We start from the raw sequence: 13,152 nt of genomic DNA, 5'->3' as shown, positions 1-13,152 counted from the left end.
TGATTTCAATCCACGCTCCTATGTAAGGAGCGACGGCCTATTTTTTTAAACGAAATACTGTTAAAATCTAATTTCAATCCACGCTCCTATGTAAGGAGCGACTTTATAACCTGGTTTAATATCAATCGTAAAAGTACATTTCAATCCACGCTCCTATGTAAGGAGCGACAAGTCTGCGATCATTTTCTGCGGTTAGCTCTTGGAATTTCAATCCACGCTCCTATGTAAGGAGCGACTTGGCACCGCTTCTGGTATGGTTTTAACATATGATTTCAATCCACGCTCCTATGTAAGGAGCGACCGGGGTGGCAAGTAAATATCGGTGGAGGATTAAATATTTCAATCCACGCTCCTATGTAAGGAGCGACTTATGCAATTTGCACCTTTTCAGAAGGACTAAGTGATTTCAATCCACGCTCCTATGTAAGGAGCGACGCTAAAAATCAAGTAATAGAAGTTGAAATAGACATTTCAATCCACGCTCCTATGTAAGGAGCGACAAATAAATCAGCCGGTGAAATTTATACCAAAATAATTTCAATCCACGCTCCTATGTAAGGAGCGACACAGCTCTGCCTGTAAATTACAATGCTGACTATTGGATTTCAATCCACGCTCCTATGTAAGGAGCGACCTTGCATTGTTTGGACATTAATCCTGATAATGGAATTTCAATCCACGCTCCTATGTAAGGAGCGACTTTTGCAAGCTTATAGCTTGCTTATTTTATTTCAATTTCAATCCACGCTCCTATGTAAGGAGCGACAGAGTTAAACGGTGGATTGGATATAGACTTTACGATTTCAATCCACGCTCCTATGTAAGGAGCGACTTTCCACTGTAATTTTTATATCTCTTTATAACATATTTCAATCCACGCTCCTATGTAAGGAGCGACCAGTAGTATCTGTTGTTTCAATATTTGATTTAGTTATTTCAATCCACGCTCCTATGTAAGGAGCGACATATCGTGGGATGTATAGTTTTGTGCATACTGATATTTCAATCCACGCTCCTATGTAAGGAGCGACGTTGTTGATTCTATCCTTAGTGGTTTGCCTAATATTATTTCAATCCACGCTCCTATGTAAGGAGCGACATTTATGTTGGCGGATTTAAATTTGTTTATTAGAATTTCAATCCACGCTCCTATGTAAGGAGCGACATGGATTTGTGAGTGAATTAGACTGGTCTACAGTGGATTTCAATCCACGCTCCTATGTAAGGAGCGACATATCGTGGGATGTATAGTTTTGTGCATACTGATATTTCAATCCACGCTCCTATGTAAGGAGCGACGTTGTTGATTCTATCCTTAGTGGTTTGCCTAATATTATTTCAATCCACGCTCCTATGTAAGGAGCGACATTTATGTTGGCGGATTTAAATTTGTTTATTAGAATTTCAATCCACGCTCCTATGTAAGGAGCGACTTGCTGTCGTATTTCAACGCACCATTGGCAAATATTTCAATCCACGCTCCTATGTAAGGAGCGACTGCCAGAAAACCAATTGTTAAGGGCATCACCAATTATTTCAATCCACGCTCCTATGTAAGGAGCGACAAAAAAAACATTACCGGAATCCATTTGCGTCTGCATTTCAATCCACGCTCCTATGTAAGGAGCGACAGCAAAAATGCTTAGAAAATATCTTTATAAATGAAAACATTTATGCAATATACTGATTTTTATACTATAGCACCAGACAGCAATAAAGTCAAATTCAATAATAGTTATAAATAGTACCAGAATACAGGTGCGAATGTCCCAATGAATTCATGTTCACTTCACATTCGCACCATTAATTGCATTTACTCGAAACAAGGAATTGAAAGCATTCCTTCTCTTTTTCTTCATATGAATTTCTAAAACATCTTACAATCCTTTATTGTATCAAAACCTTCTTTGGTATTCAATAAAATATGCTGTGGTAGATAATTTACAGCTGTGGGAGGGCTACCCCGTCCGCTTCTAATATACGTACTTTTTATCCTGTTAAATCACTTTATTACTCAATATCTGCGATGTATCAATTCATCATACCCCATGTTCATTCCCCCTCATTGCTAAGTCTTTAATTTGCAGAAGCTCGCTCACAAAATTAATGCTTCCTCACAATCAACAGGAAATCGCTCTTTTATAATCTTTGCTTTTTTAGTGCTGTCAAAAACGATTACAACAACAAATTTACTAGCCAGTCAAAAGTTTTTATACTATAAAGGATAAAATCACCAAAAGAATTAGCTGGTATATTCTCACCATTTTAGATTACTCTGTTACCCAAGTATGGCTGGATTATTAAACCTTTCATGACTTTCTCTTATCCTTCTGTTTTCTATATTTTATTGGAGATACTTCTGAATATTTTTTAAATACCTTCTCAAAATAAGTTATACTTTCAAAACCTAGTCGTTCTGCAATTTCCGTTACTTTATAGTCACTGTCGGTTAGCAACTTCTTTCCTTCCCTTATACGCAGAACATGAATATATTCCATAACGGTAAAGCCAGTTACTTCTTTAAATATTCGGCTTAAGTAATATTTACTCACATAAAAACGCTCTGCCAGTTCCATTAGGGATTGATTACTTGTATAATTCTGGTTTATATAATCAACAACCTCATGAACCTTTCTGTGTTTTGCAGTCTGAGCCGTAGTACCCTTATCTACAATCTGCTCTTGATTTTTGTACCTTAGAGCATTCATAATCAGTTCTATCAATTTTGCACGTACAATGAATTCATATCCCTCTGCTTTTTCTTTTATCTCATCCATTACCTGAAACAAAAGGCTTTCCACATTTTTTTGTTCTACTTCCTTAAGCTCTACAACACCGTAATTCTCTGAAAAAAACTGTGTCAAAGAGATTCCTGCCAATTTCGCTATGGGCAACATCTGGTATTTATTCATCATAATCAATATACGGTCATGATAAGATGCTCCTGCAAGACCGGTCTTGTGTATTTGATTGGTATCTACAAAAACAAGACTTCCCTGCTTCACAAGATAAGTTCTGTTGCCAATAAAATAATACCTCTCTCCTTTTAAAAGATAGTACACTTCAAATTCATTATGAAAATGTCTGATGGGCATAGTAAATTCATAGTCTCTGACAATTCGGTCTATGGTAATACCCTCCATCTCTTCTTCAAATACAATACAGTTCAAGCAATCACTGACCTCCTGTTCGGCACTACAATTAGATATTACTATTATACCCAATCTTTCACAAGTAGGCAATACTTTGCATTCTGTTCACGAAAAAGGAGCTATAGATTGCCACACACCCCAACATTTATTAAGAACCATTTTTTCAGTTGTCTACTTGACGGGGAGCGGTTCATGTTCAAGTCTGCTCTTTTTTGTTGTTTATTTTGCAGCTGCAAGCAAGTTCTCAAGTATAAAATCCAATTGTGCATTCATGGAAGTTATGTCTGAAAACCAAAACATGCCGCTGTTGGTTTGTATCAATCTATCTTCTTTAACAGCCTGTAAACTTTTCCACACTGTGTTATCTTCAAGTTCCACTATTCTTTCATCAGAAAAGATAAAATCAGCAGAATACTGAGGCAATGCTTCATAAGAAATATCAATAAAATTAGTTTCAGGTACACGAATAACCTCATCTATGATTCTTTGTGGAGCTTTCAATCCCAAGTATTGATAGATAAGTTCTCCGCCTCTGCCATAATTATCTCCAAAGGCTCTAAGAGAACCCGCTGCTTGATTTTCTAAAAGGATGACCGTCTCATTCTGTAAACCATTATCTGATATAGTTTTGATACCAGCTTCTACTTTATCATGAAACTCTTTCAATGCTGTTTCAGCCCGTTCTTTCCGACCAACCAGCTCCCCAAGAAAAGTAACCCGTTCATCAACTGTCATAGAATAATAATCCATTACTACGGTAGGTGCTATCTTGCTTAGAGTATCATATTCATCCGGGTTATTCCAGATAATTAAGTCAGGTTCTAAAGACATCACTTGTTCTGCATCCAGTCCCCAGGGGTCAACTACTGTGACATCTGACAGCTCCCCTTCAAATACCGCATCATCGTTAAAAGAAGAGCCAACCGGCTTAATGCCTAATTTCAGTAAATCCCCCTGAAAAAAACCTATAACAATCCTCTGCGGATTCAATGGTACCTCGACATCCCCTTTTAAGGTTTCTACCACCTTTGTTTCCGCTGTATCTGCCTCTGCGTTATTTTCTTGTTCCTGCTGCACAGAAGTCTCCCTTTGACTATTCGTCTCCCCAGCCGGAGCACTGCAACCGCCCATCAATAATACAAGACTTAACGCCGCTGCAAAAGCTGCATGCTGCTTCATTTTTCTCTTCATGGTAATCTCTCCTTTTTCATAAGTTAGATTAATCAAATTTTTATATCCTTCCTCATTATAGGAACTATCCCTCTTATCAGCAATGGATGTATCTTTCATAGTTGATGTAACTTTCTTACGGTATTTAGTTGGTGATATTCCCATATGTTTTTTAAATAAATTACTAAAATGATATTCATCGTAAAATCCACAGGAATTCGCGATATCTTTCATTGGAATGTTTGTTTTCCCCAAATAATCACAGGCGGATTCTATCTTAATTCCAGTAAGATACTCTTGGGGACTCTGCCCCGTCTTTTTTTTAAAATTCCTGATTAACTGGCTATAACTTATATTAAGATTATCTGCTAATGTCTTGATGGATATTACCTCCAGATAGTGATTCTTCATATAACTTTGACACATAAGAACTATATCTGGTTGTAGTGCCCCAAGTTTTTTGGAGGTTATGACTTCATAGATTTCATATACAAGCTGATAAAATGCACCCTTTACATAAAATCGGTCTAGTGGTTCACCTGTCTGCCAGCGGGTATGCATCCTTCTTAATAGTTCTAGATAAAAAATTGGATTCTCTGGTGTAAAACCATATGTTTTCCTAAAAGGATTTGTCTCAGATTCATTAGGTGATTGTACCACTCGCTCACTTCTCTGCGTTCCCGAACGGTACAGTACTATAAAATATTCTATGGTATCATCTCCTGCCAAAATAGAAAGCCTAGTGTCCTTTCTTCCATGAAAGATACTAAAGCGATTTGTTTCATATGGTACATCATCCAAAGACAGCTGTACTCTTCCTGTTGTAAATATAAATCCTGAAGTCGGTAATACATAAGAATTAAGCTCCTCTTCCCGATTCACCTCTCTTCTTCTGACATCCAACACTTTTATATTTACAGAATCCCAGATTAATATCTCTGCTATTTCATGGTTCATTCTAACTCCTATCTGTGTGCATGTACTAAAGCACCAGTGCAATATGTATTTCGCACGTACATATCAATATAATTTTAATTTTTCCGATTTCTAGCCGCTTCTCAATGTTAGAATTATCTAACTAGTAATATTGTAACAAATACCTCGCTATTCATGCAAGTACTAAAAATAGCAATGCCAACACAGACATATTACCTGATTCCTTTTTTTCTCCATATATGTTATACTGGTTCCACAAAACAGAATGGAACTCTGATTTCAGGTAAAAAATAATGGAAACCGGACAATTTTTTAGATTAGTAAATTAAATGCAACTAGAAGGGATAAGGATATACTATATGGAAACAAAACACTATAAACGTTGTGACTGGGCAGAACAAAATGAATTAGAAAAACAATACCATGATACGGAATGGGGTGTTCCTCTTTATGATGATAGAAAATTATTTGAAATGCTTATTTTGGAGGGTATGCAAGCCGGCTTAAGCTGGTCTACTATTCTTTCCAAAAGAGAATCCTTACGTTCCGCTTTTGATAATTTTGACCCTGCTATACTCATTAACTATGATGAGAACAAAATTGAAGAACTTATGCAAAATACAGGGGTCATTCGTAACCGCCTTAAAATTAAATCTGTCATTGGGAATGCGAAGGCATACTATAAAGTACAAGAACAGCATGGAAGCTTTCAAGATTTTTTATGGAAATATGTAGATTATAAACCCATACAGAATCAATGGGCAGATATTTCTAGCGTTCCGGCAAGTACTGCATTATCGGATACGATTAGCCGTGACTTAAAAAAACTGGGCTTTAAATTTGTAGGAACGACCATTATTTATGCCTTTATGCAGGCTGTAGGAATCGTAAATGATCATCTTACCTGCTGTTATCTTCACAACCGGTAAGATATTTCACAAGCCTTTATTCAAAGTAGTTGATTCATCTGCATTGAATAAAGGCTACTATATTACACCTTTCCCTTTTTGACTGTTATCATTGGGTTCTAAGCCTTAGTCTATAAGTATTCTCATCACCACCGGCTTATCCGTATTTATAATATCACCATAGATTATTAACCCGTCTGTAGTACGCTTCCATTCCGGTTTACTGCTCGTGCCTAAAATCTCAATCCCTCTGATAATCCCATGAAAGTGGGGCAGCCTGGCAGCATCTTTATCACCCAGCGCCTCTATGGTAACAATACCGTCTTTCGGATATTTTAGAACAAATGCATACAAATAGCTGCCCTTTACGGTAAAGCGGATATCTCTGGAAGTAAATACTTTGGATTTACTATCCGTAAACTGTCCTTCTTCTATTACGGTTGGACCTTCTCCTGCAATCCGCCATATATTACTATCATAAATAGCCTCCCCGTTCACAGCGAGCCATTCCCCGATTTCTAACAATATGCTCTTATCCTCTTTTGGTATAGTACCATCCGCCCTCGGTCCGATATTAAGAAGAAGATTACCGTTTTTACTGACTATATCTACCAAATCACAAATTATCTCTCTAGCTGTTTTGTACGTATTATTTTCTGTGTAACACCATGAGTTTCTGGCTACAGCCGTATCCGTCTGCCAATAGTATGGCTTTTGTTCTGCAAATTGTCCCCGTTCAATGTCAACCACAGCACATCCGAACATAAACGCATCATGTTTATAGTTAATTACAACTTCCATTCCCCATTCAATTGCCCGGTTATAATAATATGCCGCGAATTTTTTTAGATAGGGTTTTACTGCCTCATGCTGTATCCACCAGTCAAAATAAACAAGTTTTGGCTTATAGCAGTCTACAAGCTCACAGGTTCGAAGTAACCAGTCCTCTAAAAATTCTTTCGTGGGTGCTGTACTGAAAAGGTCATGATGATTCGGTTCAGGCATTGCAGGCCAATAGAAATCACCACAAACCAAAGGTTCTTTTATATCACTTTCAAACTCTTTTCCATGCCCCATAAAAAACCAATGCTCTACCCTGTGTGAGGAGGCACATAGCGTAAGATTATGCTTTTCAAATTCTAACTTTAATTCTCCCAATATATCCTTTTTAGGCCCCATCTCTGCGGCATTATACCTAGACAGTTCACTTTTATACATCTGAAAGCCGTCATGATGCTCGGCTACTGGAACCACATATCTGGCACCGGATTTTTCAAATAATTCCGCCCATTCCTCTGCTTTAAAATGTTGTGCCTGAAACATGGGGATAAAATCCTTATACCCGAATTTCTTGTGTTCTCCATAAGTCTTAATATGATGTTCAAACTCCTTAGATCCTTCAATATACATATTTCTGGAATACCATTCACTTCCAAAGGCCGGAACGGAATAGATTCCCCAATGAATGAATATTCCAAATTTTGCTTTCCGATACCATTCGGGTATCCGGTACCCAGATAAAGATTCCCAGGTGTCTTTAAACTTTCCTTCCTTAATCACTTCTTCAATTTCTTGTAGATACTGCAATTTATCCATGCTTACCTCCATAATGCCGCCGGCTGCTTCTCCAAAGGTTGTTATGTGCGGCATCCTTTCTATATAATACCTTGAGCAATTTTTAGAAGACAAGACTGTCGTGTACCAAATAGACACACCGTTCCTGCTTTCTTATATTTCCATGGTAACATATCTTAATGTCTTTATCAGTTGACAATCCAGACATTTTGTTATACAATCCAGACATTATGAAAGAATACAGCCTCTTAGAATTTGCAGGAATTGATTTTCCTTTTCAAATGGATAAAGGGATGCATACTCGTCCCTGTTCCGGTCACAGTCACAATTTTATAGAACTTGAGATTATCATCGGCGGAAGTGCTGACCATATTGTTGAAGGTAAAACATATCACATATCAAAAGGAGATGTACTGGTTATTATGCCTTCTTATGTGCATGAACTTGCACAGGTCGATCATCTAAAACTATTTAACTTTAAATTTGATTTGGATAAATTATTGCTGATGGATACGGACTTAGAAAAACTGTCTGGCTTTCAGGCACTTTTTGTGTTACAGCCCTTTGAAAAATACCAGCATGATTATAACAGTTTTATGAAACTGGATGAGTTAAAATATCAGCAAGCTCTCCAATTGTGTGAATTTCTATTAGAAGAATGGTTGGAAAAAAAGCCTGGATATAAGGTGGTTATTAAAGCCTATTTTCTAACTCTTATTACGTTTTTAGCAAGAAATTTTTCACCAAATATTACCAGTTCCTCTTTAAAGTTGCCGGAGTTTTTACACACCTTAACTTATATACATGAGAATTATACAGAAAAGATAACATTGTCCCTCCTTTCCTCTATGGCCTGTCTGTCAGAACGGCAATATACCCGAATATTTCATGATATATGCAGTATGTCACCAATAGAATATGTTATAAATTGCCGTCTTGCATTGGCTTGCAGACAATTAAAATATACCAAAGACTCTCTTCAGGAAATCAGTATAAAATGCGGTTTTGGAGATAAAGTATCCTTCTCCCGCCTCTTTAAAAAAAGATACGGCATCACCCCTGGTAAATACCGCATCTTATAATTACGCCTTGCCGCTTATATTACGATATTCTGTAGGTGATACGCCCCATGTCTTCTTAAACAATCTGCTAAAGTATAAAGGATTATCATAACCGGTTAACTGCGCCACTTCAGAAATCTGAAACAAGGAGTTGGTTAATAACTCCTTGGCGGTCGTCATGCGTATATTAATGATATACTGTCTTGGCGACATCCCCACATATTTTGTAAATGTATCTATAAATCTATAGTAATTAAGTCCCCTCTCTCTTGTAAACTCTTTTATGGTATAATCCTTTTCTGGAGCAAGGTGGAACAAACGTATGGCTTCTTCTACCTCCTTGTTATAATTCTCAAATAGATTATTCTGTATCATCCGATTTCTTCCCATCTTTAAAAGCAGCTGCTGTATCATCAATTTTAGCTGCTCTTCACAAAAAGGCTGTTTTAGCTGGAGCTCTTGTATTATATTATCAAACAAGTGGATATAACTGTTATGAATTCCTACATTGTAGATATTCCCCTCCTGAAAGTTCAATTGTTCTAAAAGGGCACATCCTTCATGACAGGAGAAATGAACCCAATAAATGTCCGGGTGTTCTTCCAAATGATAATAATAGTACTGTGCCTCACCTGGGCGGTACAGTATACAATTCCCCTTTTCCAGTGTATACAGCTTACCATCCATCATAAATCTGGCGCTCCCGTCTGCAATATAGATTAACTGGTAATTCGCAGCACCCTGAGGGCGTTCTGTCTGGAACCGCTCTGTTCGTACCAATTTATATCTTCCGCAGCAATGTACAAAAAACTCTTCTTCCGATACAGATTTTTCATTGGATTGCCAGTCGTAATATCCAACAACTGTTAACATACTACTTCCTCCTGTGAACTTATCCGTTATAATTAGACCTTTGCGAAATAGGTGGCGATTGGAAGTGGGCAAAATCATTAAAATAAGGGCGGCTTGCCACTGCATCGGAACCCTTTTTGGTGAATCTGATGGTTTCAAAACAGAAAAAAACAGTATCGCAAATGACTATATAAGCTATATCATAAATCTTTTACTTAATTCTGTCAATTTGAAAACTTTGTGCATGTGAACATAAATTTTATGTATAGAAATATGGATTGTTTTTTGATATATTCATTACAGAAAACAATTTTATGCTTATGCAATTCCTTAGAATTATCATATTGAAAGGAGTATTCATGTTGAAATCAGAACTTAACTTACCAAAATATTATGAGGACACCAAAGTGCTTCATAAAGGCTGTGAAGAAAATCGCAGCTACTATATTCCTTATGCTCCGGGAGAAATAAAAGACAGCTCTAGGGTACAGTTATTAAGTGGAGATTGGGATTTCCGCTTCTATAACACCCCTTTTGAAGTAGAGGATTTTACTGCCCCGGATTACCGCTATGACAAATATGACACAATACCGGTACCTGGCTGTATTCAAAATTATGGTTATGACCGTCATCAATACACCAATGTTAGATTTCCTTTTCCTTATGACCCACCTTATGTACCGGCTGAAAATCCGACCTGCGTTTATCATAGAACTCTTTCTATTACACAAGAATTACATACTTACAAGCATTACTTAAATTTTGAAGGTGTAGACTCCTGCTTTTATGTCTATGTGAATCAGACACTCGTCGGCTATAGTCAAGTATCCCATTCTACCAGCGAATTTGACATTACCCCTTACCTAAAGTCCGGCAATAATGATTTAACCGTAGTCGTATTAAAATGGTGTGACGGAAGTTACTTAGAAGACCAGGATAAATTCCGTATGACCGGCATCTTCCGTGATGTTTATCTGCTTATACGTCCTGTAAATCATATTCAGGATTACTTTGTAAAAACATTACTTGAAGCCCCCTATACCAAAGCCGAAATAAGGGTAGACTTCCGTTTTACCGGTTCCGAAGTTCCAATAACTTGTACTTTACAGGATAGGGATGGTAATATGCTGGTTACTAAAATTGTTAAAAACAATACCTTATCCATAGAACTATTAAATCCGCATCTTTGGAATGCTGAAGACCCCTATCTGTATAACCTGACTATTACAACACCAAATGAGGTAATATACCAAAAAGTCGGAATTCGTTGTATTGAAATAAAAGAGGATATCATTTATATTAATGGATCAAAAGTCAAATTTAAAGGTGTCAATCGTCATGACAGTGATCCAGTTACCGGCTATACTATCCGTAAAGAACAAGCGTTGATTGATTTGAAATTGATGAAGGAATCTAATATCAATGCCATCCGTACTAGTCATTATCCCAACGCCCCCTGGTTTACCGGGTTATGTAATGAATATGGTTTTTATGTAATTGGGGAAAGTGATTTAGAAGCACACGGTGCCGTAAGCTTTTATGGAGGCGGTTACCAAACTACCTATGGTGATCTTACACAACGTGAAATCTTTGCAGATGCTATACTCGACCGGAACCAGAGAAATGTTATACGGGATAAGAATAACCCTTCTATTATTATGTGGTCTATGGGAAATGAAGCCGGCTACAGCAAAGCTTTTGAAGATACAGGGCGTTTTATAAAAGCTTATGACCCTACCAGACTACTTCATTACGAAGGCAGTGTACATGAAACCGGAGGCCATATAAATGACACTTCTATGCTAGATGTATATAGTACCATGTATGCTTCTGTACCAAGTATTGAAGAATATCTGACTGAGAAGCCGAAGCCTTACATACTATGTGAATTTGTTCATGCGATGGGTAACGGCCCCGGAGATATTGAAGATTATTTCGATTGCATTTATAAACATGACCGGTTTGTGGGTGGTTTTGTATGGGAATGGTGTGACCATGCAATTTATCGCGGTATCACTACAGATGGTCGCAAAATCTTCCATTATGGCGGTGACTCCGGTGAATATCCACACGATGACAATTTTTGTGTAGACGGCATGGTATCCCCTGACCGTATCCCCCATCCTGCACTGGCTGAATATAAAAATGTAATTCGTCCAGTACGCGCTGCATTACTGAACGCAGAAGATGGAACGATTGAACTTGAGAATAAATTAGACTTTACTAACCTGTCTGATTATGTATCATTGCGCAGTGAACTTCTTTATGACGGCGAGCTCATAGAGACTTTAGAACTTGGAACTATACATTTAGAGCCACATACAAAAGGAATCCTAACAATACCTTACAATAAAAGCTATATTACAGATATGACTAAAACAGGCAGTGTTACTTTAAGACTTGTATATATCCAGTCAAAGGATTTACCTTTTACTGCAAAAGGACATGAACTTGGATTTGACCAGTTGTTCTTAAAAGAAAGCTCCAAGCCTTATGTATCGGCAAAAGATATAGCTGTTGCCAACACGGTTGATAAACCTTTTGCAGTTCACATGGAAGAAAATGCTTCCAAGGTAATCCTTACCGGGGCAAATTACTGCTATCAGTTTAACAAACTCCGAGGAAACTTCGATTCCATGATTATTAACAATCACTGTATTTTAGATAAGCCCTTGGAATATAACATCTGGCGTGCACCGATTGATAATGACCGTAGAATTCGTTCTGCCTGGGAAAACGCCGGCTACCATAGAGCTCTTACACGAGTTTATGATACACAGGTAACACAGGAAAGTCAGGGTACTTCCATTCATTGCCGACTCACTATTACTGCCATTCAGATTCAGCACATACTTGATATAGAAGTAACCTGGTATATTGGGGCTGACGGTACTGTTTCGCTTAAGTTAGATGGAAAGCGCAATACAGATTTACCATATCTTCCTAGATTTGGGCTTCGCTTCTTCCTGCCAAAAGAATATCAGAAGGTAAATTATTTAGGCTATGGTCCTAATGAAAGTTATATGGATAAACACCGTTCCTCCTGGTTCGGTAGATTTGATGAAGTGGTTGATACTACCTACGTAGATTACATTAAACCACAGGAGAATTCCAGTCACTATGGTTGCAATGATGTTACAATAACCTCTGACTACGGGCAAAGCATATATATAACAGGTGCGAATCCTTTTTCCTTTCAGGCAACTGCTTATACACAAGAAGAATTAATGCAGAAAGCTCATAACTATGAGCTGCAAAAATCAGACGGCACAATTCTCTGTCTGGATTATAAAATGAGTGGTGTAGGCTCCAGTTCCTGTGGTCCCGATTTAGCAGAAAAATATCAGTTATGCGAAGAGGATATTCATTGGAATCTGACTTTACAATTCTTAAAGACAGAACGACTCACCAAGAAGTAAGACTTTTATTCGGGTATTAACAAAATAAATTTATCAATTCTGATATTTGACTTCACAGCAATAAAGGATTACACTATTA

General features: G+C 37.5%; 7 protein-coding genes and 1 CRISPR repeat array (1 of these 8 only partly in view). Of the genes, 3 read left to right on the top strand and 4 right to left on the bottom strand.

Features of this window, described 5'->3' with window-relative positions:
- Positions 1-1,631: a CRISPR direct-repeat array (repeat unit 32 nt; unit sequence ATTTCAATCCACGCTCCTATGTAAGGAGCGAC); it reaches 195 nt to the left of the window's first position.
- 678 nt (positions 1,632-2,309) lie between these two features.
- Both acsn021_RS09570 and acsn021_RS09565 read right to left on the bottom strand, forming a co-directional pair.
- Positions 2,310-3,170, bottom strand: coding sequence for an AraC family transcriptional regulator (locus tag acsn021_RS09570; protein ID WP_184091065.1), 861 nt, complete (start codon positions 3,168-3,170; stop codon positions 2,310-2,312).
- 201 nt (positions 3,171-3,371) lie between these two features.
- Positions 3,372-5,279, bottom strand: coding sequence for an AraC family transcriptional regulator (locus tag acsn021_RS09565; RefSeq protein WP_184091067.1), 1,908 nt, complete (start codon positions 5,277-5,279; stop codon positions 3,372-3,374).
- A gap of 338 nt (positions 5,280-5,617) precedes the next feature.
- Between acsn021_RS09565 and acsn021_RS09560 the strand changes: the two genes are divergently transcribed.
- Positions 5,618-6,187, top strand: a complete 570-nt coding sequence (locus acsn021_RS09560; protein ID WP_184091068.1) for a DNA-3-methyladenine glycosylase I — start codon at positions 5,618-5,620, stop codon at positions 6,185-6,187.
- 105 nt (positions 6,188-6,292) lie between these two features.
- Here the strand turns inward: acsn021_RS09560 and acsn021_RS09555 are convergent, their stop codons facing one another.
- On the bottom strand, positions 6,293-7,774 hold the full coding sequence (locus acsn021_RS09555) for an alpha-L-fucosidase (RefSeq protein WP_408626150.1): 1,482 nt from the start codon (positions 7,772-7,774) through the stop codon (positions 6,293-6,295).
- Positions 7,775-7,920: 146 nt separating this feature from the next.
- Here acsn021_RS09555 and acsn021_RS09550 point away from each other — a divergent pair, with 146 nt between their 5' ends.
- Positions 7,921-8,823, top strand: coding sequence for an AraC family transcriptional regulator (locus acsn021_RS09550; protein WP_184091069.1), 903 nt, complete (start codon positions 7,921-7,923; stop codon positions 8,821-8,823).
- Here acsn021_RS09550 and acsn021_RS09545 read toward each other — a convergent pair whose 3' ends face one another.
- Positions 8,824-9,675 (bottom strand): AraC family transcriptional regulator, encoded by an 852-nt coding sequence (locus acsn021_RS09545; protein WP_184091070.1) that lies wholly within the window; start codon positions 9,673-9,675, stop codon positions 8,824-8,826.
- A gap of 338 nt (positions 9,676-10,013) precedes the next feature.
- On the opposite strand from acsn021_RS09545, the gene acsn021_RS09540 reads away from it, so the two are divergent.
- Positions 10,014-13,073, top strand: coding sequence for a glycoside hydrolase family 2 TIM barrel-domain containing protein (locus acsn021_RS09540; RefSeq protein ID WP_184091071.1), 3,060 nt, complete (start codon positions 10,014-10,016; stop codon positions 13,071-13,073).
- Positions 13,074-13,152 lie beyond the last annotated feature (79 nt).

The sequence above is a fragment of the Anaerocolumna cellulosilytica genome, from assembly GCF_014218335.1.
Taxonomy (GTDB): Bacteria; Bacillota; Clostridia; order Lachnospirales; family Lachnospiraceae; genus Anaerocolumna; species Anaerocolumna cellulosilytica.
This window is presented reverse-complemented; position numbering and strand designations above follow the sequence as displayed.

Excerpts from the sequence above, each read along its gene's own strand:
- acsn021_RS09565 (WP_184091067.1), bottom strand. The coding sequence starts at position 5,279 with ATGAACCATGAAATAGCAGAGATATTAATCTGGGATTCTGTAAATATA.
- acsn021_RS09560 (WP_184091068.1), top strand. The coding sequence starts at position 5,618 with ATGGAAACAAAACACTATAAACGTTGTGACTGGGCAGAACAAAATGAA.
- acsn021_RS09555 (WP_408626150.1), bottom strand. The coding sequence starts at position 7,774 with ATGGAGGTAAGCATGGATAAATTGCAGTATCTACAAGAAATTGAAGAA.
- acsn021_RS09550 (WP_184091069.1), top strand. The coding sequence starts at position 7,921 with ATGTCTTTATCAGTTGACAATCCAGACATTTTGTTATACAATCCAGAC.
- acsn021_RS09545 (WP_184091070.1), bottom strand. The coding sequence starts at position 9,675 with ATGTTAACAGTTGTTGGATATTACGACTGGCAATCCAATGAAAAATCT.
- acsn021_RS09540 (WP_184091071.1), top strand. The coding sequence starts at position 10,014 with ATGTTGAAATCAGAACTTAACTTACCAAAATATTATGAGGACACCAAA.